This window comes from Cohnella nanjingensis, assembly GCF_014212125.1.
GTDB lineage: Bacteria > Bacillota > Bacilli > Paenibacillales > Paenibacillaceae > Cohnella > Cohnella nanjingensis.
In genome coordinates, this window is sequence record NZ_JACJVP010000027.1 from 68,161 (window position 1) to 90,707 (window position 22,547).

Consider the following 22,547-nt stretch of genomic DNA (forward strand, 5'->3'; position numbering starts at 1 on the left):
CATTCCGATGTAACCGTTTGCACGAAATCGGATCGCGTTTGCTTCCCTGTTGATGGAGCCGACTTCGCGCGCGAACGCGGTTGTCGGATCGGCCAAGACGCTTCTACGATCATCCTACCACGGTCAGCCGTCCGCGCCCATCGCCAAAACGGTCGGATATTTACCCAAATCGCGCAACAAGACAACAGCCGGAAGGGGGATCCGGCCCCTCCCGGCTGCTATTCGTCCGTGAACCCTTTGTATTTTCCGGTGCTCGTCAGATGAACGCGAACGTCGATGCGCCGGATCGAATCGAGCCGGATGAAGAAGGGATTCCGCGCCGACAGCGTACGATAGAGACGTGGCTCTTTGCGGTATACCGCCTCCCTCAGGTTAAACGGATCGCACTTCAGTCCGAGCGCCTTGGCATAGGTCTCTTTGATCTCGTCCCGGATGACAATGCTCGCCTGACGCTCCAATTCGGCGATCGAAGCGTCCTTGATCATCTCGCTGACATAGCCTTGAACCTTCACCGACAGGTCGAACCGGACATCGCCATCGGAGGGGATCGGCCGAATGGTCAAACGGGGCTTGATCAGCATCAGCACCGCGACCGGCGCTCCGCTCTCCGGCAGGCGCACGGGCGTACGCTCGAGCTTGCGCTCCGCCCATCGGAAGCCGACGAGATCGGAGACGGACATCCATTCGTTCATCTTGTGGTCATCGAAGAAGTAAGCGCCCGAGATAGTGAACATCGACTTGTTGCGCTTGTCCTCGGACCAGCTGCCCCGGGCGATGTCGAGGGAAGGCAGCATCGCCGTATGCGCAGGCTCGTTCAGGTTCGCGATGGCCCGATTGCCGGTCACGGGCAGGATGAAGGATCTCGGCGCGTTCAGTTGGGCGGCCGTGAACATGATCGTATCCAGCGGCGACAGATTGAACATGGATTTCTGCACGAGGATGTCCATCAACTTCGCTTTGGTCCCGTACATGAGGATGTTGTATCGGATCTCGCGGTAACGGTTCAGCGCGTTGTAGGTTTCGATGACGCCTTTGCGCAGGACGTTCTCGCTCAGCACGACCGCCTTCAAATGTCCCCAGTACAGACGAAGCTGTGACGTCACGCCGACGTCCGCGATGGCGCCTGAGACCGTATCGCCGGTCCCGGTACCGACCCAGATCGGCACCTCCTTGCCCAGTTGGACGTTCTCCGTGCGGGCGACGTTCGTGAAATTCAGGATCTGGACGTAAGCGACGTATTGGCCATTGACGAAGTCCATGCCCAGCGCCGTGGCGTAGGCCAAATTCTGAATGTCCTTCGCGCCCGCGCAGCCCGGCAGGAGCAAGGCGGCGGCAAGCGTGAGTCCGAGCGCGCATCGGCGGCCGCGATTCATGGCTTCCCCTCTCCTTCATGATCGTCGTCAAGGCCGTTCAGGCTGGCAGGCCGCTTGCGGATAAAGGACCAAGGCACGCGCAGGAACGCGACGAGCACATCCCGTACGCGCAGCGGCGACAAGGGCGCCAGATAGGCGACGCCGAAAGACTTCAGTTGCGACATGAAGCCGACCAGGATCACCATCCCGAGAATGACCCCGTACATCCCGAGGAAGGTCGACATGATGAAGAAGAACAGCCGCAAGATGCTGACGACGGTGCTGAGCGATTGATTGACCAGCGTCACGCCCGACACGGCCGTGACCGCCCCTACGACGACGACTGAAGGAGACACGAGCCCGGCGCGGATGGCCGCGTCTCCGATGATCAGCCCGCCGATCGAAGTGAGCGTCTGTCCGATCGAGCTGGGCAGCCGTACCCCGGCCTCTCTGAAGATCTCCAGCAAGATGAGCAGAATAAACATCTCGAACTGCGAGGAGAAGGGCAAGCCCAACCGGGACATCGAGACGGTCGCCATGATCCGGAACGGAATCTGATCTTGATGGAAGCTGGCCAGGGCGACCCAAATGGCGGGCAGAAAGATGGACAAGAATAAACTGAAGCCTCGGATGGCACGCGCGAACGAAACGTATGAGTAGTTGAAGTGAACGTCCTCCGGCGACTTCAGGATCAGAGACAAGCCGGCGGGCCCGACCAGGACCATCGGATTCCCGTCCAGAACGATGACGAACCGCCCCGCCAGGAGGGAGGTGATCGTATAATCCGGCCTGCCGGTGAAATCGATCAACGGGAATATTTTAAATTTGGATCCAACAAGCCATTCCTCTAGCTGATTGATGCTGTACACCCCGTCCGTATCGATCTCCCGCAGCTTCCGCCGCACGTGATCGAGCTGATCCGGGTTCGCGATGTCGTAGAAATAAAGAAGGGCGGCCCGCGTGCGGGTGCGTCTCCCGAGCGTAAAATTCTCTACCCGCAACGACTGGCTGCGGATGCGCTTGCGAATCAGCGCGACATTGGTGACGACGTCCTCGATGAAGCAGTCCTTCGGCCCCTTGATCGATATCTCCGTGCTGGACTCCGCGGGCGTACGCCGGGGACTGTTGGCCAGACTGATCGTGTACAGCGCCTCTTCCTCGACGAACAACAGCAGGAGATCGCCTTGGAAGACGGCTTCGTCCACCTCCTCCGGCGTCGCGTCAATGTCGAGCGGCGTCAGGTGCAGCATCGCCCCGAGCCGTTCCGAGGGATGCTCGCGCGCATCCGGCCGCTCGTAATACAACTCCAGCTCCGGCAACACCGCCTCATGGATCTGCCTGGTGTCGCACAGCCCGAACTCGTAGACCAGCATCACGGCCGCAGAGCCGGGCGGCTCGCCGAATTCGCAGATCTTCACGACGACATCGGCCGAGCCATCGAAGTGCCGCTTCAGCTTTTCCTTCGTCCATCTCGGGTTCTCGGCGCTCTGCCGCGTAGCGTTTGACCGCATTAACGTCCCTCCTCACTCGGCTCGGGCTTGGCAAACAAGGCGATGACCATCCAGATGACGGACAAGGCGAACAAGGCGTAAAACGAAATCGGGATATAGTACCGGTACATCTCCAGATAGACCGTGTACTCGTTGTTCGGCAGCAGCACCAGGACGATGTAGCTGGCCATGATCCCCAGGATGAACCGCTTCCGCGCGCGAGCGCCCTTGAACGGCAAGATCTCCGTCAGCGTATAGACGGCCAGGCTGATGCGGACGCAGGTGCCGGACAGCCACTGGAAGATCGAGAAGAAATCCAGATGCTCCACATACTGCCCGATCTCCACCAGCCGCCATTGCTCGTACGGAGAACTCATCTGCTTGGCCGCTTCGTTCGGCCCGAACTCCGTAATGGCGCCGACGATCGGCCCGAGCGCGATCCCGATCGTGAACGCGCAGTAGAGGAGAACCTGCCAATAACGAACCTTCGTCAGCAACCGATGTTGAAGAAAGAGAAGGATGATCAACTCGATGTAGCCGCCGCCAATGTAGACGAAGCCCTCCATCACGGGCGACCATCCGTGCTCCAGGACGGGGAGCAGCAGATTGTGGTCCTTCATGTCCGAATTGGATACGCCGACGAAGATCCCCAGCGCAATGACGATCGGCAGCAGCAAGCCGGAAGCGATAGCGATCACCCGGAGGCCCCACACGGCCAAGATACAGGAGACAATCACCAAGGGGAGAGCAAGCGTCAACTTCGAGCTGGCGGGCAAATAGTTGGTAATGTGCCAATTTACCGTGTGAATGACGATCATCGCGCCAATCAGATATAATTGCAGGCACACGGGCAAGACCATCAGCCACGACACCAGCGGGTGCGTTTGACTGGCGAGCCAAGGCTGCCATTTCCGCTGCCCGGACCGGTGGTTCATCCAGACGAGCAAGGGACTCCAGAGCAGAAATAAAGCGCCGGCGGCGAGGACGGTGATCCACGAATCTCTCCCGGACGATTGCAGCAGCATCGGGTTAATGATGACGTGGCTGGCCAAGCCGTTCATGAGCGCCAGGATGGTAAAGGTCTGCAAAAAGCTGATCTTGGATGCCGATCCTTCCAACTCAACACCTCCGCGCGTGAATTCGCGCTTATGCGGCAGCGATCTATTGGAGTATGGCATTTCCATCCATTTATTATGCAATGATCGCCAAATCCCATTCGCTTGACGCTCGGTCGGGCAATCCCCGCTTGGCATTGCCGTCACCCCCATTCTCTTGTTTTGACGGGAGGACGGGACAAACCAAATACGGCCCGCGAGCAGCTCGCGGACCGTATGCGATACGATCGTTTCGATTCGTGACAACCTTCTTCGGCTAGGAACGCCAGGAGGGAAATCTCTCTTTGACGTAATCGGTCATCCACTGATTCACTTCCCACAGGTCGGCGACGGGCGCGTTCGTAAACGGCAGCGTGGGCATGTAGCCCGGCGGGCCGAATTCGGCCGTGAACGTCGCGTACGCCCGGCCTTCCGACGCCTGGCGCGACACGATCTTCTCCCACCACCCGGCGAAAAGCGCCAACTCCGTCCGGTACTCGGGCGCGCCCGGATGCGGCACCTGCGGGCCTTCCGGGTAGCCGACTCGGCCATGGATATGGATCGTTCGGGATAGCGCGGCCGCCAGGTTCTCGGCCTGATCTTCAAGATGCGACTCGCAGACGTTCACCCAATGGCTGAAGTCCGCGGTGATCCGCAGGTCCGGGAACTTGTTCAGCAGCCTGGCCGTCGTCCACGGCGTGAACATGGCGCGCATGCGATGCGTCTCGTGTCCGACCGGAATGCCGATCCGCGCCTCCGCTTCCAGCGCGGCAGCGAAGAATCGGTCCTGCTCCGCCTCCGACATGCTGTCGCGCGCGCTATGCGAGACGACGAGCAGCGGCCCGAACGACGCCGCCCGCTCCAACTTCTCCGCGAAGGCGGCGGCATGATCGCCCTGGGTGACGATCTGGGCGATGTACGCCAAGCCGTGCTTCTCCAGCAGCCGGCGAAACGACTCCGCTTCGGCTGCCGGCGGCGCCGGGGCTTCCACGCCCGCGTATCCCGCTTCGGCCGCCCGCTTCAACTGCTCCGCGTACGTGCCTTCCATTCCCCATAACGCCTTGAATGTCCGCAGTTCCATTCCTCTGATTCTCCTTTCATCTCTCGGCGAACGAGCCCCATTCCTTTATCGTATCGCAGAATCGCCGGGCGCGCTTCGCTTCGCTTCCGATTCATGCCGCATTTCTTCCTGTCTCGGGCCGGATGACGCCTTTCTCTTTCCCTTTTCCCATATGCTTACTTCTTCGCGTTCAAGTAGAACTCGATACCGTCCAGGATCCGTTCCAGCCCGAAGTCGAAGTCGTTGCCGACCGTATTTTCCTCCGTGTTCTCTTCGGTATAGGCACCGGACATGACGAGCGGGTGCAGGTTCGGGTATCGTTCCTCCGTCACCAAGTGTCTCAGCGCTTCGGTATAGTCCATGCCGCTGAACGCGCCGGGACTTGCGCCCGCGCGAATGGCTCGTTCGATGTCCCGCTGAATGATGCCGACCGAGCGGGCGTAGCTGCTTGCCAAGAGAACGAGCGACATCTTTTCGTAGTCGTTTAAAGGCAATTCGCGCATGGTGCCGAGCGCATAATCCACGACCTGCAGGTTGTTCGGCGTGATCGGCACGCCGGAGATGGGAAGATCCCCATACCAGGCATGCTTCACCATGGCGCCTACGGAGATCCTGACATATTCCCGCAAGCCGTCGCGCCAATGACGCCCTTCCGTCACCGGCGCGAACGGCATGTCGCAAACGGCATCCTGCATAAGCAGCAGCAGGTCGTCCTTGCTCGGGATATAACGGTAGAGCGACATGGTCGTAAATCCCAAAGACGCCGCTACCCGGTTCATAGAGACCGCAGCGATGCCTTCTTGATCGGCAATGGCGATAGCGGCATCTACGATCTGTTCGATGCTCATCTCGCGCTTCGGGCCGCGCTGCGGCTGCTTGACCAATCCCCAGCTGAGCGCCACGCCGCGAGGCAATCTTTCCTCCCAATCGCGATCCACTTCGAGCGACCTCCTTCATCGATATCTAGCGCGGAAAAAAAATGAAAGTTCTGGGTTGCATTCTAACTGTATACGTTATATACTGTGTATGCAATATACTGTTTATACATTAAGCAGAAAGAGGGATTCAGATGATTACTCCCGCAATTGAAGTATCCGGCCTGCGAAAGTCCTTCGGCGCGCAGACGGTCCTCGACGGCATCGATCTAACTGTACCCAAGGGCAGCATCTTCGCGCTGCTCGGTCCTAACGGCGCCGGCAAGACGACACTAATTCATATCCTGTCCACGCTGGTCGCCCCCGACGCCGGTTCGGCTCGCGTCGGCGGCCACGACGTCGTCGCCGACAAGGCCGGCGTCAAACGATCCGTCAGCCTCACCGGCCAATTCGCCGCCGTCGACGAGATCTTGACCGCCGAAGAGAACCTGCGGATGATGGGCAGACTCTCCGGACTGACTCCGCCGGAGGCGAGGGCGCGCGCGGATCAGCTGCTTGCACACTTCGACCTCGCGGCAGCCGCGCGCAAACGCGTGAAGACGTTCTCCGGCGGTATGCGGCGCCGGCTCGATCTCGCCGTCAGCTTGGTGGTCGACCGGCCCATCCTGTTCCTGGACGAACCGACTACCGGCCTCGACACGCGCAGCAGACGGGCGCTGTGGGACATCATCCTGGAGCTTGCCGGCCGGGGCATCACGATCTTCCTGACGACGCAGTACCTGGAAGAGGCCGATCAATTGGCCGATACGATCGCCGTCATCGCGCACGGCCGCGTCGTCGCATGCGGAACGGCCGAAGCGCTGAAATCGCGTATCGGCGGCGACGTGCTGGAGCTGATCGGCGCGAATGACGAGATCATCCGCGAGATTCCGACGGACGGCAGCATCCGCGCAGTGCAGCAATCGCTCGAGGAATTGGCCCGCACCGCGCCCGCAGGGGCTCGCGTCGGGATCCGCAAACCGAGCATGGACGACGTGTTCTTAGCGTTAACCTCGAATCCGCGGGAGGGAACCTTCTCATGACGAACGCATCCGCGCCTGCCAAGGCCGCATCCTTCGGCGTCACCAGTTCCGTATTCATCGGACGCAGCCTCCGTCACAGCTTGCGCAACACGGAAGCGCTGATCATGGCTATCGTCCTGCCCATTATGCTGATGCTGTTGTTCACCTACGTCTTCGGAGGCGCGATCGATCCAAGCGGGGATTACGTCGACTATGTCGTCCCTGGCATCATCCTGCTATGCGCCGGCTTCGGATCGTCAAGCACGGCCGTAGACGTCGCTGGAGACATGACGAACGGCATCATCGAACGGTTCCGGACGATGCCGATCCGCAGCATGAACGTCATCTTGGGCCATGTCACGGCGAGCCTCTGCCGCAACCTGCTCGCGACCGGCGTCGTGATCGGCATGGCGCTGCTCGTCGGCTTCCGTCCCTCCGCCGGCTTCCTCGCCTGGCTCGGGGCGCTCGGCGTCATCGCGCTCTTCATCCTCGCCTTCACCTGGCTCTACGCCGCGATCGGTCTCGTCGCCGGCAGTCCGTCGGCCGCCAGCGCTTACGGATTCGCCCTGCTGTTCCTCCCCTATCTCTCCAGCGCCTTCGTCCCGACGAGCACGATGCCGTCCTGGCTGCGCGGGGTTGCCGAACATCAGCCCATCACGCCGGTGATCGAGACGATCCGCGGCCTGCTCACCGGCACCCCCATCCAAGACCAGGCCTGGTGGGCGATCGGTTGGTGCTTGCTCATCCTAATTGCTTCGTACGTATGGGGCTCTTGGACATTCAATCGGAAGGCCGGCCGGCGCTAAGGATCGCAAATAGGGGCTGTCCGCTTCATGAGCGGCAGCCCCTGCCTGGCATTCCGATGGCTAATCCAACTGTTTCATTCAGTTAACGGAAGCGTACAGTAGAACCGATTCCCTTGGCCGGGATCCACGCGAACCCCGATGCTTCCCCCGTGCTCCTCCACGATGTATTTGCATATCGCTAGACCCAGACCTGTTCCGCCTAAGTAGCTGGAACGAGATTTGTCGCCGCGATAGAATCTGTCGAAGAGATGAGGCAAGTCATGATCGGCAATCTCCGCGCCATCGTCGCCGATCTCGATCTCCAACCGATTTTCCGAGATTGTCGCCAAGATCGCGATATGCGCATCCTTGCCGGCGTATTTGGCGGCATTGCCGACCAGGTTATCGAACACCTGCGTCAAGCGGACGCGATCCGCGCGCACCAGACCGCAAGGAAAGGGTCGGTCTACCGTCAGGAGAACGGTATGATCGCGATATTCGCGTTCGAGCGGCTGAACGATGGCTTCTAACAGGCTGCGGCAATCTTGCGTGTCATAGTGCATCTTCAATTGACCCGTCTCCAACTGGGAAAATTGAAACAGATCCTCGATCAGCTCGTCCAGCTTCTCCGTCTTGTCCCGGATGACGGCCAAATATCGTTCATGCTTCGCCTTGTCATGCACGATGCCGTCCTGCAGTCCTTCCACATATCCTTTAATAGAGGTTAGAGGAGTACGCAGATCATGGGAGATGCTCGCGATCAGATCCTTGCGGGCTTGTTCATAGGCGGCCTGCTGCGTCATCGTCTCCTGCAGCTTGGCTCTCATGATCTCGAATGCGGCGCTGAACCGCCCCATCTCGTCCTGCTTCCCGGAGGCGATCCGGAAGTCCAGATGGCCGTTGACGATATGGTCGGCGGCGGCGGTAAGATCCTTCAGAGGCAACAGGATCCGTTTGGTGATGATTCGGGTCAAGGCGACCGCGCAGCAGATGAAGGCGATCGAGACGGTGAAGATGATGTACAGGACTCCGCTGAACCGTTCACCGTCAAGTCCGGTACGGGAAGATTCCACATTTACGCCTGCGACGGGGAGCAACAGCATCGGAAGGACGATCACGCCGAGCAGGGAGACGATCAGTTGGAATCGAATGCCCTTTATCATCGCCTGCTCCCATCGAATTTGTAGCCGATACCCCATACGGTTTTGATGTATGTCGGATTCGCGGGATCGATCTCGATCTTTTCGCGAATTTTTTTCACGTGTACCGTAACGGTGTTCATATCGCCGAATTCATCCATTCCCCATACGCTTCCGAATATTTGTTCGCGGGTCATGACCCGATTGGGATGCGACGCGAGGAAGCGGAGCACTTCGAATTCCCGTGCCGAGAAATGAATCAGTCGATTCCGGACATGCACTTCATACGCTCTCAGGTTCAGCTCCAAACCCGGGTACTCAATCCGTTCCGCCTGTTCCCCGGCAACCGACAGCCGGCTTTGCCTTCTTAACTGGGCCTTCACCCTGGCGATAACTTCGCCGGGACTGAAAGGCTTCACGACATAATCGTCAGCTCCGAATCCGAGGCCAAGGATCTTGTCGGTATCCCGTTTCTTCGCGCTCAACATGAGGATAGGCACATCCGATTCGGATCGCAGGACGCGGCATACCTCGAACCCGTCCATCCGCGGAAGCATGATGTCCAGAATGACCAGCTGCGGCTTCGACGATCGGAATGTACGAAGCGCCTCTTCCCCATCCTTGCACAAGATGGCTTCATAACGCTCCGCCTCCAGGTAGTCCTTCAACAATTCGGCGATCTCCGGCTCGTCTTCGACGACGAGGATCCGCTCGCGCGGCATGGCAGCACCTGCTTTGCATGGAGGAATCGATCTAGTTGTATCATAGAAGATAATCCGAATCCGGTAAAGTCTAGCCTGGCCGGCCCATCAACATGGAGAGTACCAGCAAGACGCCGGCAACGATGACGAGCAGATAAACGATGCGTTTCTTCAATACGAAACCCTCCCTCTTTTCGGAGCGCTTATTGGATATCCATCTTACGAAAAGCCATCATCCCGATCCACCCGAACGCGCAGGCGGTCACCGCAGGCATGGCTATCGATAGCGCAAGCTCGCCTGAGGTCAAGCGGAAGGCCGAGACTTCGAGAAACAGCTTAAATACCGAGTGCTCATATAAATACTTGTAGATCGGAATATAACGTCCGATGAGCTGGGAGCAGGTATCGAAGAAGAGAAAAACCAGCATCGCGATTCCGATCGTAACGCCGTGCTCCTTCGTCATAAACGCAAACGCGGTCACAATCGCGGCAAAAGCGATCGCAAAGAGGATCGTCAAGCCGAGCGTCCGGAAAAAGTAGACCGCCGTCTCCGTCTCTTGCAAATGACCGAAGCCGTTCAATAGACTTCCCACCGCCATGCAGACCAACGGACACAACAGCGACAGGAAGACGATCCCGATCGTAAACGCCGTCAGCTTGGCCGCATAGATCCGCTCTCTGCTGTATCCGGACGAACCCGTAATCTTCATGACGCCGGAACCGTACTCGCGGGAGATGAAGAAGCCGGCCAGAATCGCTAGGGCGATCTTCATGAACAACGTATTTCCCTTCACGCCGTTCATGAATGATTGGATGCCGTTCACTGCGGAGTTCTGACCGTTCGAAGCGCTGTAATAGGCGGCTAGAGGCAGCGCAATCGCCACCAGCAAGAGGGTCAGACTGAGCACCCGAAAAGAAGGCTCCTTGCGCAGCTTGTACAATTCGGACTGCAGCAAGTTAAGCATAGGCGGCACCGCCAATCAGCCTGGAGAAATACCGTTCCAGCTGCTCGCCCACGGGCGTGAACTGTTCAATCTCCAGACCGGCGGAGAAGAGCAGGGAAGAGACGCTGCCGGCCCGTTTGAACCCCCCGTACAATCGAATGGAGCCGTCCGGTTCCAACTCGTATTCGGCGGAGAGCAACCCTTTCCGAATGACGGATAACGCAAGTTCGGGATTGTCCACCTTGATATGCAGGTATTGCCTGCACTTCGTCTGCAGCTCGCTCGCCGACAATTGCTCCAGCATCCTTCCCTGATGGATGAAGCCGTAATCGGTAGCCATCTGATCGAGCTCGCTTAGAATATGGCTGGAGATCAGGATGGTTAAGCCGGTCTCGCGATTCAGTCCGCGCAGAAGCTCTCTTAGTTCGACTACGCCTAACGGATCCAGCCCATTTGTCGGTTCGTCGAGAATGAGCATGTCGGGCTCGCTCATCAGCGCGATCGCTAGACCGAGCCGTTGCTTCATGCCCATCGAGAATTCGGCCGACTTTTTGCTGCCGGTATCCGCGAGCCCTACCAACGAGAGCGTTTCCCGTATCCGCGACCGGTTGCGGATCCCTTGCTGCAGCCGATAGATCTCCAAATTCTCCGTCGCCGACAGATGAGGGAACAACGCAGGCGTCTCGATGGTCGTGCCGATCCGCCTTCTTGCCGTTACGAGCTTGGCGCCTTCGCTCGCGCCGAACAGTTCGACGCTGCCCGACGTAGGGTGCGCAAGCCCTGCCGCAATACGCATCAGGGTCGATTTGCCGGCGCCGTTCTGGCCGATAAAGCCATAGATGCTGCCCTTTCGTACCGTGAGGTCGATCCGGTCCAAGGCAAGATGCCGGTTGTAACGCTTGGTTAATTGCCTTGCTCTTAACACAGTTTCGCTCAATTGAAGCTCTCCTTCCTATGATATCAATCGCGTCCAGCTCATGATAAAGGATAGGAATAAACATTCGGCTTTCAAAATCGGTAGAAACGATTAACAAACGATTAACGTTTGATAAACGAAGGTAAGGCGATCGCGTGCCGCTCGCGGACATCGGCGGATGAACGCAAGCAAAAACAGGCTGCCCAAGCAGCCTGCCCGTTATATTCGATATCGAACAAATTGCCCCAAACGCGCTCAAATTCACTATCCGCTATTCATTCTTGCTCTCCGCGACCGGCATCATCATGCCGTTCGGCATGCCCATCATCCGGACGCCGTCCGACGCATCCCCTTCGACGGACAGATAGACTTCCGTGCCGAACGCCGGCTCCGCGTACGGCAGATGCGTGCTGCCGCGCGCCAGGATCTGCCGGTAGTTGCCGCTGTCCCCTTCGTACCCGTCATGATCCCAAGGAACCCACGAACGGGCGTTGCAATAATGGCAGACGTAGGAACGGCGGAAGCGGTCGGCGGTCCGGTTCGGGTAGGAGCGATGGAAGAGATGGGAGTCGAAGAACAGGACGTCCCCCGGCTCCAGAACGACCGGCACCGCGGGCGGATAACTCGCCACGATCCGGGACAGCGTATTCACTTCGTCGTCCAGATGGCTGACGTTGCGTACGGCGTTCAAGTCCCGGAAGGCGTCCACCGCGTGCACGTTGCCGCCGCCGATCTCCTCTGGCGGGTAGATCGGCTCGTGATTCGAGCCCGGCACGACCCAGAGACAGCCGTTGTCCTCGTCGGCCCGCTCGAGCGCGATCCACGCGCCGATCAAGGTGTCGGGATGCGTCTTGATGTAGCAGGCGTCCTGGTGCCACCCCTGTCCTCCTTTGCCCGGCGGATTCAGGAACAGCATCGATTGAAGCGCATACACGTCGGGACCGATTAAGGCTTCCGTCACGTCCAGAATCCGGGGATGAAGCATGCCGCGCTCGGCTTCCGGCTCCACGCGGGATAGCATATGCACCCGCGTCGCCTGGGCGAACTCTTCCTTCAGCGGGTCCTTGCTGTCCGGGTCGGCGGATTCCTCCGGCTTCAGCTTGTCGAGCCGAACGCGCTCGGCCAAGCCGTAGAGCGTCTCCACTTCAACCGGCGACAGCAAGCCCCGGACGATGACGAAGCCTTCCCGCTGATATTGCCTGTATTCGTCCACGCCGACCTGATACCGGTCTTGACGGTCTCTGGATTTGGGGGTATAGGATTTGCCCATGGATTTGATCTCCTCCCAATGACGATGATAGCTCTATTGTGCAGCACGGGGAGCGTCTTCGCCATGGAGGGAACCGGCGTTTCGATGTATTTATTTGATCTGGCCGTTGACCACGATATGACAATTGAGCGGGTAAGGCGTCTCCGGATCGACGATCTGCGCCGTATGCCGAAAGAGCGGGTCCTCGCATTGCTTGATATAATCGGAAGCCGAGAGCCCGCGGATGCGCTTGTACATCTTGGAGAAGTGATGCTCGTCGCGGAATCCGACTTCGTAAGCGATCTGCTTCACGGTCATCTGTCCGCCCATCATGAGCCGTTCCGCCCGCATGAGCCTGCGCTCGAGCAAGGCGCGCTTAGGAGAAGTGCCCACGGCAGAGACGAACACGCGGGTAAAATGCTCGTGCGACCATCCGGACTGCCTCGCGATCGCTTCGATGGTTAGCGGTTCCGCCAACCGATTCTCCATATAGGCGATCGCGTTCGCGATCGGCAGCGGGAGCGAAGCCGCGGGCGAAGCGGGCGACGATTCGGCCCAGGCGCACAGCTCCTCCAAAGCCGCCGCGAGCAGCACCGCCATCCGCCGCTTCCAATGGGGGGACTGCCGGTTCGCGACCCGCAGCATCTGGGCGACGATCCCCGGGAGCAGGCTGTTCGCGACAGGCAGCACGTCGCAGCCCGACCGGAGAGACGCAAAGCGCGGATCCTGCAGTCGCAGCGGCCCGTAGTCGAAGTGCGCGAACAGGTGCCGCACGTTCTTCTGCGGGTCGAAGCGGTAGCGGTGCGGCACATCCGGACGCGTGAAGACGACGCACGGCTTGTCCAGCCGAATGGACTTCCCCTCGATCTCGTAGAGCGTTCCGGTCCCTTCCGGGAAGTAGACCAATTCATAGTCCGGGATCGTTCTCGTGCCCAGCACGAATCCGGCTTGAATGGCGATGTCGCCGACGCTGTGGACGTCCGGCCAAGCATTCTCTTCGATGGTCACTTGCGATCCGCACCTCCGGCATCTGCGATTTGAACCCTATTATACGCGGTTGAGCGCCATGAACAAGGCGCGAGATATTCTATCGCTTTCTAGTAAAAAAACGAAGAGCCTCGCCGTCTCGCGAGGCTCTTCTTTGGGGTAGGCGATTCGTAGACGCGCAGTCGGCTTCCGGCCGCTAGACCGAGCGGGCCGCGACAACCGTCCGCTACAGCTTCAAAGCCCCCTGCGTCATGCCTTGAATGTAATATTTCATGCCGAAGGAGAAGATGAGCAGCAGCGGCACCGAAGAGATCGCATAGGCCGCGAATTGCGTCCCCATGTCGGTAATGCCGAATTGCTTGGTGAAGATGGTCAGGCCGACCGCGATGACCTGCAGGCGGCTGTCCTGAATCGTCAGCAGCGGCCACACATAGTCGTTGTACACCCCGACGGACTGCATGATGAACAAGGTCGCCATGATCGGCAGCGACAGCGGGACGACGACTTGGAAAAAGACGCGCGTCTCCGTCGCCCCGTCCATCCGCGCCGCCTCGAACAGCTCGCTCGGGAGGCCCGACATGAACGTGCGGCAGAGGAAGGTGCCGAAGATCTGGCCCCCGGCCGCGCTGGATACGATGATGACCCAAGGCGTATTCGTCAATCCGAGGTTCTCGTAGAGCACGTAGGAAGGGATGAGCGTCAGAATGCCCGGGACCATCATCATGACGAGCATGAGCATGAAGAGCAGCTCCTTGCCGGGAAACGTCTTCTTGGCGAAGATATAGCCCGACACCGCCGACAGCAGCATGACGCAGACGCTGCCGGCTACCGCGTAGATCACCGTATTGACGATGTAGCGCCAGATGCTCGCGAACGCCTCTTGATAGTTCGCCCACTTCGCCGGCGCGGGCAAGCCCCAGAAGTTGCCGAGAATCTGCGCGTTGCTCTTCAGGGAGCTGAAGAGCATGAACAGGATCGGCACGAGCGTCAGAAAGACGAGCAGCGCCAGCAGCAGGACGATCGCGAGCTGGCGGAGATGAAGCAAATTACGAATCCACATGGACGCGTCCCCCTTAATCTTCCGCCGATTTGATGAATTTCATATTGACGATCGTGATGACCAGGATGATGGCGAACATGCTGACGCCCAGCGCGGACGCGTATCCGAGATCGCTGAACTTGGTCGCGGCGTAGTACATCTGCAGCGCCGGTACGTAGGTGGAGTCCATCGGCCCCCCGCCGGTTACGATCATGATCGCGTTGAAGTCTTGGATGATGCCGATGAGGCCCAGAATGATGAGGAATTTGAACTGTCCGGCGAGCAGCGGCAGATGGATCGAGCGGATGATCCGCGGGAGGCTGGCGCCGTCGATCTTGGCGGATTCGATCAGCTCGCCCGAGATGGACAGCAGTCCCGCATAGAAGACGAGCAGCTGCAGGATGCCGACAAAGGGGAAGCCCATGAAGATGATCGCCCACAGCGCGGTCTTCGGGTCGCCCAGCCAGCCGTGCGTCCACGAGCCGAGTCCGATCAGCTCCAGGAAGTTGTTGAACAGTCCCAAGTTCGGATCGTAGAAGTTTTGCCATATAAGCAAACCCGCCACGCCCGGAATGACCATCGACGCCGTGAACGCGGTACGGAAGCCGTACTGCATGCGCTTGCTGCGCAGATGGTAGATCAGTTCCGCGACGATGAGCGGAGGGATCAGCGACTTCGCTAGTCCGGTCACGATAAGGATGACGAGATTGCCGAGCCCCTTCGTGACGTAGGGATCATGAATCATGCGTCTGAAGTTGTCGAGGCCGATGAAGGTCGTCCGGCCGCCCGGCTGCCATTTGTAGAGCGAATGGAACAGGCCGGAGAACGCGGGGAAGTACAAGAACAAGAAGATGAGCAGAAAACTCGGGGCGAGCCCCAGATACACCCACTTCGACCGCCAAATCTCTCTGAACACGCCCAGTTTGTCGTTCTTCTTCATCATCCGCAAGAGCACGTAGATCAGCGCGAGCGCCGCAACCGATGCGATCGCCCAGACGAGCATGCGGATCCGGGCGTCGCTCTTCGCCTTGGCGACGACGCTGCCGGTGTCGAATTGCAGGACCCGCCCGTCGTCCGTCCCGGCGTAGAGCGTCTTGCCCCCGGCGTCGAACGCGACGGCGCGGCCCGTATCGCCGGCCTTGGTCTCCCAGAGCTTCTTGCCATTGGGACTGAAGATATAAAAGTAGCCGGACAAGTCCGAGACCGCGACCGTCTCCCCGTCCTTGGAGAAGGCGACCGCCGAGACCATGTCCCGCGTCTTGAGCTTGCGCAGCGCCTTGCCTTTCGCGTCGAACAGTTCCACTTCGCCCAGCTTCGTCCCGACGGCCGTCATCCCCGCGTCGGAGATGTCGATCGCTTGGATCTGTCCGCCGGCGCCGAACCGGAGGAGCGTCTTGCCCGTCTTGTCCAGCAGATGGACGAACTGGTCGCCCGAGGCGACGATGATCCATTCGCCGTTCCCCGCGACCTTCGTGAATCTCATCGAGGTGCCGATCGGCACGGCGTTCGTCTGCTCGCCGTTCTTGCCGTCCACGAACAGCAGATCGTTGTTCCGCTGCACGACGAGGGCGATGACGCCGCCGTCCCGGGATGCGGACATGCTCTTGACCTGCCGCTTCAGGTCGGCGTCCCACAGCTTGGATCCGCTCGCATCGTACGCATAGAGATGCCGGTCGTCCGAAGCCGCGAGCAGCGTGCCGTCCGCGAGCAGGTCGACGGCGTTGACGACGTTGTTCGCCGCCGCCTGAAAGATCGGCCGGCCGTCGCTGCCGTAGACGTACGTCTTCGCGCCATGGCTGCCGATCGCGACGCGGCTTCCGTCCTCCGCCACGGAGATCGAGGTGATGTCTCCCGCTCCTTCGAGAGACCATTGCGCTTGCGCGGACGCGATCTGCGGGGACATGCCCAGCAGAAGCGCGAACGCGAATAGGATCCATGCGGTTCTTCTCATGAGGTTCCTCCTTACCTGATCCTGCCTGGCCCTCTTCGCCCTGCGTTTAAGCCTTGCCGCCGATCGGCGGCAAGGCTTAAGGAGCGTCGCAAGCCGTTGCCGGCGTGCGCGAAGGCAGTTCTGCCCGAACGATTCGGTTCGGCCTTGTCTATCCGCCGCCGAATCGTTCCGATCCCGGCGTTTTCGCCCCTCCCCGAGGAAGGGCGGATGCGTTCCGCCTTACTTGCGCTCCGGCGGCCGGCGTTCCGGCGTATCCAGATCGGACAGCTCCTTCTTGCCTTGCTTGAGCATCGGCACGAAGTACTTGTCGACGTTCGCCTGAAGTTCCTTCAGATATTGCTCCGTCGTCAGCTTGCCGTCGAAGAAGCGTTGGACGCTGCCGACCCAATCCTGCACGGACGGCTGATAATCCATGAGGCCGCGCGCCAAGCTGTTCCCCGGGCTCTGATAGCCCTCGGTGTTGCCGATCGGCGAGAAGTCCGCGAACGCCTTGGTCATCTCCGGCGGCAGCGTGATGTCCTTGAGCGCCGGGGCGCCGGACAGCGAGGCGTCGGAGCTTGCTTGAATCGCCTTCACGTAGACGGCGTAGCCTTCCGGACTCGTCAGGTACATCATGAAGTCCGCGTTCAGCGCGTTCTGTTCGGCGTTCTTGTTCACGAAGCCGTAGAAGCCGATCGGGATCTGGATCGTACGGGCCGGCGCCATGACTTCCGGTCCTTCCATCGAAGGCATATTGTAGAAGCCGTATTCGAACGGCTTCACGCCGCCCTTCGCGCCCGTCTTGCTCTCGTCGGCGAAGTCTTTCGGCAGTTGCCAGTAGGAAGCCGGGGTGCTCATCATCGTCGCCGCTTTGCCCGTCAGGAACAAGTTGTAGGCTTGATCGTCCTTCACGCCGAAGAAGCCGCTCGGGACATATTGGAACAGCCGTTTCAGATTGTCCGCATACGCCGCCCATTTGGGATTGCCCTCGATCTTATAAGGGCCGGCCTTATCTTTAATCGCCTTCAATTGGCGCAGCTCGTTCTTCGTCACTTTGCTGTTCGCATCGTTGAACGGATCGTTCAGGTCGTACTTCCAGGTTCCGTCGACCTCGGGCAGATACGTGTAGTCCTGCTCCTGCGAACGCGCGATGTTGATATAGTCGCGCAAATATTGGTCGGCATAGATCCGCACGAGCCATCCCGCCTGCCCGCTCCACATCGAGTTGGAGTTTCCGGCGAGCGCCAGCGGCGTGTAACCGGCTTCCTTGATCTTCTTAAAGTCGTTCATCATCTCGTCGAACGTCTTCGGCGTCTGGGCGATGCCGACCTTCTGGAAGATCTCTTTGTTGTAGACCCACACGATCTGCACGGATTCGAAGTTCAGGTTGTACAGGTAATCTTCCGGTCCGACGCCGTCCAGGTTGATCCCCATTGCCGATAAATCGAACGAATCCTTCCAAGGCTTGTTCGTATATGGATTCTGCTTGTCGAAGTAAGGGTAATAGTCCATAAACTTGCGGTCGTTCATCAATCCGGCGACTTCGTTGTTGACCACCATGTCGACGTCCGGCGTTCCCGCCGCGAACTGCGCGGTCAGCCATTCTTTGTAGCCTTCCAGCGGTTTGTTGTCGACCGTGACCTTGACCCCGGGGTTCTTGGCCATATAGCCTTGGGCCACCGCGTTCCAGACCGAGGACGAGGCGTTCGGCAGCGAGATGTTGATCGTGCCCTTCAAGGCCTGCGCGCTCTCGGAAGGACTCGCGGACGCGGACGCAGACGCGCTCGGCTCCGAGGTCGGCGCACCCGACCCGGAACTCGAGGGACTGGGTTCCGACGTATCGTTGCTCTTGCTGCAAGCCGCCAGCACGGATGAAGCCATCAGCATACTAAGAAGCACGGCCGATCCTTTCCTGTTTAACATGCAGATCTCCCCTTCGATTCGTGAATTTGGGATAAAAGCGCTTACTTATTTTCCAAGTAAAAACGGCTTCGCCGTCCTCGGAAGAGGGCAAGACGTTTTTATCGGAGACCCTTTAGAAAGGGATAAGCGTAAAACTTATCCATTCTAAATGGTTAAAAAAAAGACGACCTAAAGTCGCGCATAAAGCATACCTGAGATATCATCGTATACTTTATATGTAAAAGTATACATTTAAAAAGCGTCCTGCGCAATAGCTTTTTCCTCCGGGGAACAGAAAAGCTGCCGCGATGCTCGCGACAGCCTTCCCTCCCGCAAAGGGGCTTCTCTATTACTTAAGACGGATCAGCCTGCCGGCGAGGCGCCGGGCCCGTGCTGCCCCGTTGGATCAGCGTCGGCACGATCTCGTCCTTGAGCAGCTGGCCGCCGCCCTCCTTCATCTCGAACAGCAGAATCTCGGCCGCGCGCTCGCCCAGCTTATGCGTATTCTGGTTGACGGTGGACAGCGTCGGATAACTATACGCGCTGACTTTGACATCGTCATACCCCATGATGCTGATCTCTTCAGGCACCTTCATTCCCCGCTTGCGCGCCTCGTCGATCGCGCCGAACGCCTTGTAGTCGCTGGTGGCGAAGATCGCCGTCGGCGGCTCGTCCAGCGCCATCAGCCGCCTGAACCCCTCTTCGCCCATCTCCGCCCGCTCGTCGAACCCGCTCACGCACGCGATCAGATCGGGATCGAAGGGGATCTGGTGCTGCGACAGCGCGAGGCGATAACCCTGCAGCCGCAGAGAGAACTCCTGGTTCACCTCGAGGATCGAATTGCCGGTGATGATGATGCCGATCCGGCGATGTCCCAGCGAGAGCAGATGCTGCGTAGCCAGGTAGCCGCCGGTCAGATTATCGACGATGACGTACGGAATGCCCAGATGCGGATAATAGAAATGCACGGTCACCATTCGCCGGTTCTCTTGCTGCCACACGGTCAACCGCGAGGGATCGAAAGAGTCGTTCGCCGTCGACGTGAGGAGAATAATCCCCGCATGCGGATCGTTCGGCAGCACGTTGTCGGGGCCGATATCCCACAAGTGAAAGTCGATCCCGTTCTCTTCGCACACCGTATTGATGCCGTCGAACATATTGCTGAAGAACGGATGATTAAAGCCCTCTATCGTATGATTCAGATGGGCCAAGTAGATCGAGCGGATCGGCTTCGCCTCGGCGAACGCCGGATTCTCTTGAATGAAGCTCCCTTTGCCGCGGATGCGATAGACATAACCCTCCTGCACGAGATCCGAGAGCGCGCGGCGCGACGTGATCTCGCTCGTGCCGTAGGCTTTGGCCAGATCGATCTGGGACGGAAGGGGATCGTGCGGCTTCAGCTCGCCCGCTTCGATCTTCCGCTTAATATCGTTGATTACATATTGGTACATGGGCGTCTTGTCCATTTTCTCTCCGTCCATCCCCATCCACTCCTCCCGGGTTGGGTTAAGTATACTTTATGATCGTTTTTTACGCAACCCAAAGAGGCGGCCGGGTGCCGATGATGGCCCCCTGCCGCCTAGCGCTTTGGGACGATGTCCGTTCAGATCGCCGAAGGCTCCTCGTTCGTCCGACTTGCCGGGCTGCCCGCAGCAGCCGCCAATGTCCCGGCAACGACAACTCCGCCCTCCCGGGACGACGTCTCGACGGATGCCAATCCGCGATGCGTCCACGAGAGCCCTTCCGGAATCGTCGCCCGGAAGCGAACGGTCCCCCCTTCCTCCCTCTTCCATTCGGCGCGGATATCTCCCTGCGGGGTCGGAATGACGCCCGACGCCCACGCGATGCCTTCGACCGCCGTCGGCGCCAGCGCGACCGCGCCGATGCCGGCTTCCGCCATGTTCACGCCCAGCACCTCGCTGCTTAGCAAATACGTGGGCGAAGCTCCCCAGCCATGCGAGAGGCTGACCGGGATGGAATCCTGCAGAAACGTCGGCGTATGCCCCATATAGGGACTCGGCGTCGTCGGGAACGGCAGAGAGGGATCGAACGTCTCCCACCAGGTCGTCGCCCCGCGATCCAGCATCGCGCCCCAATAGTCGCGGATCAGACGAACCGCTTCCTCCGCATAGCCGCAGTTGAACAACGTCTCTAGCACGATATGATAGAAGAAGGCGCCGCGAATCGGCGGCAGCTTGCCCGTCAGATAGTGCCGCCGCACGAAGTCGGCCGCTTCCTCCGCCTCCATGATCCCCGACCAGGCCGCGGCGAAGTTCGTCTGCGCGGTGACGCTGGACGACAGCCCCGCTTCGGTCAAGCAGTCCGCGTAGAGGCCGGTGCCGGGCACGCGGAACCGCGCACGGATCGTCTGCCGCAGCGCGTCCGCGCGACGGCGAAAGCCTTCGGCGCGATCGGCGTCTCCCAGCTCCTCCGCCATGAAAGCAGCCGTATGCAAGAACTTGTAGTAGAAGCAGGAGACGGCCGTCGCGCGGTCTCTCCGATCGATATCGTCCGACCAGTCAATGAAGCACCACCAGCCATCCCGATCCGCCCCGGCGAATAGCCCCTGCTCATCCTCCTGGTCCGCGAACCAGTCCGCCAGCTTGATCGCGTAAGGCCAGATCTCTTCGATGAAGGCCCGATCCCGGGTATAGGCGTAATAAGCCCGGACGCCGAAGAGCCAGTGCGCGCAAAAGTCCGGCAGCAGGAACGGATTGCGCTGCGGGCCGGTGCCGGGAATCGAGCCGTCCGCGTTCTGGATTCTCGCCCCTTGCAGCAGCGACTTGCGTACGAGCGCCGGGTCGTTGAAGGTCTGGTAGACGACCTTCGCCATGACCACCGCGTCGGCTACCCATAGCGCCGCTTCGCGGTACGGACAGTCCTCGAAATGATGCTGGCTGTTGACGATCGTCGTATAGCGTCCCGTCTCCCAGATCCGGTTCAGCCGCTCGTCGCTGCATTGGAACGACGCTTCCCCCGTGAACGGGTAATGAACGAACCGAACCTGCAGGCGCGAGATGCGGAGAGGCAAAGGCGTCGCCAGGGCCGCCACCTTCATGTATCGAAACGCGCGCCGGCCGAAAGGAGCGAGCGTATTGCTTCCCTTGCGCAGAAGGAAGGTATCCATGAGCGCCATCTCCAGCGATTCTCCGTAATACAACTGAAGAACGCCGCCTTCCTCCGCGTATACCTCCAGTTCGGGGTACCCCACGATCTCGGCTCCGAAGTCATAGGTAATCTGAGGAAGGGACCCGGGAACGGAGGCGTCCATCGCGACCGACGCTTCGACGCCGCCTCCCGGCAGAGCGGCATCGGGCGACGATAGCGCGCCCAGATAAGGCTCGGCGGAGACGACCGCCACCGGCCGCTTCAGCGTCTGCCGCAGGAAGGGAATCTCGCGCGCCAGCAGACGAGGCCACGGAGAGTCCGGTTGTTCGGCCTCTGCGACGACTTCCGCGAAAGGCCAGGCGCTGTCGTCGTAATCCGCTTGCTCCCAACCGTCTTCCCGGGCGACGTCTACGATCTCTTTGAAGCCGCCCCACAGATGAAGCCGGCTCGAGGACTTCCACCGGGGCGAACGCCTGCATCTCCAATCGGCTCCGCTGGCGATGGTCCGGATCGGCGCAGCATCTCCGGCGTCCGTGCCGTAGAGATCCAATTGACAGATGAGACCGCCGGGACCTTGGAGCTGCCGCGTAACGATGTCTTCCTTCCCGAAGTTATGGGCCAGGACGGCCAGCACGTTCGTTCCGCTTCGCAGGCGGTCCGACACCTCGTACGTGTCGTACGTCATCCAGGACAGGTCCGCCGGCGCCGGCCCCCTCCCGATCTCCGCGCCGTTCAGATAGACTTTATAGGCTTGGTTGGCCGAGATGCGGAGCTTCGCTCCCGCTCGTTCCCCGTCCGCCGCCTCGAACGTTTGCCGCGCTTCCGCATAGACGTTGTTGGCGTCCGCGGCTCCGGAAGCCCATATCCATTTCGCTGTCCAATTGACTGTGCCCATTTTGCGATCCCCCAAATTAT

At 59.8% G+C, this 22,547-nt stretch carries 18 protein-coding genes; 2 read left to right on the top strand and 16 right to left on the bottom strand.

Annotated features, from left to right (window positions below):
• Positions 1-218 precede the first annotated feature (218 nt).
• The 5 genes from H7C19_RS17480 to H7C19_RS17500 all read right to left on the bottom strand — a co-directional run bounded on the left by H7C19_RS17480 (position 219) and on the right by H7C19_RS17500 (position 5,934).
• A complete protein-coding gene (locus tag H7C19_RS17480; RefSeq protein ID WP_185143952.1) occupies positions 219-1,373 on the bottom strand; it encodes a Ger(x)C family spore germination protein in 1,155 nt (384 codons plus the stop codon).
• Positions 1,370-2,863: a spore germination protein gene (locus H7C19_RS17485; protein ID WP_185143953.1), complete on the bottom strand. Its 1,494-nt coding sequence runs from the start codon at positions 2,861-2,863 to the stop codon at positions 1,370-1,372. The genes H7C19_RS17480 and H7C19_RS17485 overlap by 4 nt, the downstream gene beginning before the upstream one ends.
• The gene (locus H7C19_RS17490) at positions 2,863-3,960 is read right to left on the bottom strand and encodes an endospore germination permease (protein ID WP_185143954.1); all 1,098 of its coding nucleotides are present in this window, start codon (positions 3,958-3,960) and stop codon (positions 2,863-2,865) included. The genes H7C19_RS17485 and H7C19_RS17490 overlap by 1 nt, the downstream gene beginning before the upstream one ends.
• 253 nt (positions 3,961-4,213) lie before the next feature.
• Positions 4,214-5,017: a sugar phosphate isomerase/epimerase family protein gene (locus tag H7C19_RS17495; protein WP_185143955.1), complete on the bottom strand. Its 804-nt coding sequence runs from the start codon at positions 5,015-5,017 to the stop codon at positions 4,214-4,216.
• 155 nt (positions 5,018-5,172) lie between these two features.
• Positions 5,173-5,934, bottom strand: coding sequence for a TetR/AcrR family transcriptional regulator (locus H7C19_RS17500; protein ID WP_313731759.1), 762 nt, complete (start codon positions 5,932-5,934; stop codon positions 5,173-5,175).
• Positions 5,935-6,065: 131 nt separating this feature from the next.
• Between H7C19_RS17500 and H7C19_RS17505 the strand changes: the two genes are divergently transcribed.
• Complete coding sequence (locus H7C19_RS17505) at positions 6,066-6,953, top strand: ATP-binding cassette domain-containing protein (protein WP_185143956.1); 888 nt, start codon at positions 6,066-6,068, stop codon at positions 6,951-6,953.
• Positions 6,950-7,738 (top strand): ABC transporter permease, encoded by a 789-nt coding sequence (locus H7C19_RS17510; RefSeq protein WP_185143957.1) that lies wholly within the window; start codon positions 6,950-6,952, stop codon positions 7,736-7,738. The genes H7C19_RS17505 and H7C19_RS17510 overlap by 4 nt, the downstream gene beginning before the upstream one ends.
• Positions 7,739-7,812: 74 nt before the next feature.
• On the opposite strand, the gene H7C19_RS17515 is transcribed toward H7C19_RS17510, so the two are convergent.
• From H7C19_RS17515 to H7C19_RS17565, 11 genes are all read right to left on the bottom strand, one after another.
• Complete coding sequence (locus tag H7C19_RS17515; protein ID WP_185143958.1) at positions 7,813-8,880, bottom strand: sensor histidine kinase; 1,068 nt, start codon at positions 8,878-8,880, stop codon at positions 7,813-7,815.
• Entirely contained in the window at positions 8,877-9,578 is a 702-nt protein-coding gene (locus tag H7C19_RS17520) for a response regulator transcription factor (RefSeq protein WP_185143959.1), read from the bottom strand. Before H7C19_RS17520 ends, H7C19_RS17515 begins: the two co-directional genes overlap by 4 nt.
• Before the next feature lie 182 nt (positions 9,579-9,760).
• The gene (locus H7C19_RS17525; RefSeq protein ID WP_185143960.1) at positions 9,761-10,522 is read right to left on the bottom strand and encodes an ABC transporter permease; all 762 of its coding nucleotides are present in this window, start codon (positions 10,520-10,522) and stop codon (positions 9,761-9,763) included.
• Positions 10,515-11,438 (bottom strand): ATP-binding cassette domain-containing protein, encoded by a 924-nt coding sequence (locus H7C19_RS17530; protein WP_185143961.1) that lies wholly within the window; start codon positions 11,436-11,438, stop codon positions 10,515-10,517. Before H7C19_RS17530 ends, H7C19_RS17525 begins: the two co-directional genes overlap by 8 nt.
• A 250-nt stretch (positions 11,439-11,688) precedes the next feature.
• The gene (locus H7C19_RS17535; RefSeq protein ID WP_185143962.1) at positions 11,689-12,687 is read right to left on the bottom strand and encodes a phytanoyl-CoA dioxygenase family protein; all 999 of its coding nucleotides are present in this window, start codon (positions 12,685-12,687) and stop codon (positions 11,689-11,691) included.
• Positions 12,688-12,777: 90 nt separating this feature from the next.
• Positions 12,778-13,674 (bottom strand): AraC family transcriptional regulator, encoded by an 897-nt coding sequence (locus H7C19_RS17540; protein WP_185143963.1) that lies wholly within the window; start codon positions 13,672-13,674, stop codon positions 12,778-12,780.
• 205 nt (positions 13,675-13,879) lie between these two features.
• Positions 13,880-14,713, bottom strand: a complete 834-nt coding sequence (locus tag H7C19_RS17545) for a carbohydrate ABC transporter permease (RefSeq protein ID WP_185143964.1) — start codon at positions 14,711-14,713, stop codon at positions 13,880-13,882.
• A 13-nt stretch (positions 14,714-14,726) separates the two neighbouring features.
• Positions 14,727-16,643 (bottom strand): outer membrane protein assembly factor BamB family protein, encoded by a 1,917-nt coding sequence (locus H7C19_RS17550; RefSeq protein WP_185143965.1) that lies wholly within the window; start codon positions 16,641-16,643, stop codon positions 14,727-14,729.
• A gap of 219 nt (positions 16,644-16,862) precedes the next feature.
• Entirely contained in the window at positions 16,863-18,509 is a 1,647-nt protein-coding gene (locus H7C19_RS17555; RefSeq protein ID WP_185143979.1) for an ABC transporter substrate-binding protein, read from the bottom strand.
• A gap of 368 nt (positions 18,510-18,877) precedes the next feature.
• A complete protein-coding gene (locus tag H7C19_RS17560; protein WP_185143966.1) occupies positions 18,878-20,005 on the bottom strand; it encodes a GntR family transcriptional regulator in 1,128 nt (375 codons plus the stop codon).
• A gap of 122 nt (positions 20,006-20,127) precedes the next feature.
• On the bottom strand, positions 20,128-22,527 hold the full coding sequence (locus tag H7C19_RS17565; protein WP_185143967.1) for an alpha-L-rhamnosidase-related protein: 2,400 nt from the start codon (positions 22,525-22,527) through the stop codon (positions 20,128-20,130).
• Positions 22,528-22,547: the final 20 nt, after the last annotated feature.

Excerpts from the sequence above, each read along its gene's own strand:
- H7C19_RS17520 (WP_185143959.1), bottom strand. The coding sequence starts at position 9,578 with ATGCCGCGCGAGCGGATCCTCGTCGTCGAAGACGAGCCGGAGATCGCC.
- H7C19_RS17565 (WP_185143967.1), bottom strand. The coding sequence starts at position 22,527 with ATGGGCACAGTCAATTGGACAGCGAAATGGATATGGGCTTCCGGAGCC.
- H7C19_RS17495 (WP_185143955.1), bottom strand. The coding sequence starts at position 5,017 with ATGGAACTGCGGACATTCAAGGCGTTATGGGGAATGGAAGGCACGTAC.
- H7C19_RS17515 (WP_185143958.1), bottom strand. The coding sequence starts at position 8,880 with ATGATAAAGGGCATTCGATTCCAACTGATCGTCTCCCTGCTCGGCGTG.
- H7C19_RS17505 (WP_185143956.1), top strand. The coding sequence starts at position 6,066 with ATGATTACTCCCGCAATTGAAGTATCCGGCCTGCGAAAGTCCTTCGGC.
- H7C19_RS17555 (WP_185143979.1), bottom strand. The coding sequence starts at position 18,509 with ATGCTGATGGCTTCATCCGTGCTGGCGGCTTGCAGCAAGAGCAACGAT.
- H7C19_RS17550 (WP_185143965.1), bottom strand. The coding sequence starts at position 16,643 with ATGAGAAGAACCGCATGGATCCTATTCGCGTTCGCGCTTCTGCTGGGC.
- H7C19_RS17535 (WP_185143962.1), bottom strand. The coding sequence starts at position 12,687 with ATGGGCAAATCCTATACCCCCAAATCCAGAGACCGTCAAGACCGGTAT.
- H7C19_RS17545 (WP_185143964.1), bottom strand. The coding sequence starts at position 14,713 with ATGTGGATTCGTAATTTGCTTCATCTCCGCCAGCTCGCGATCGTCCTG.
- H7C19_RS17525 (WP_185143960.1), bottom strand. The coding sequence starts at position 10,522 with ATGCTTAACTTGCTGCAGTCCGAATTGTACAAGCTGCGCAAGGAGCCT.
- H7C19_RS17485 (WP_185143953.1), bottom strand. The coding sequence starts at position 2,863 with ATGCGGTCAAACGCTACGCGGCAGAGCGCCGAGAACCCGAGATGGACG.
- H7C19_RS17560 (WP_185143966.1), bottom strand. The coding sequence starts at position 20,005 with ATGGACGGAGAGAAAATGGACAAGACGCCCATGTACCAATATGTAATC.
- H7C19_RS17480 (WP_185143952.1), bottom strand. The coding sequence starts at position 1,373 with ATGAATCGCGGCCGCCGATGCGCGCTCGGACTCACGCTTGCCGCCGCC.
- H7C19_RS17510 (WP_185143957.1), top strand. The coding sequence starts at position 6,950 with ATGACGAACGCATCCGCGCCTGCCAAGGCCGCATCCTTCGGCGTCACC.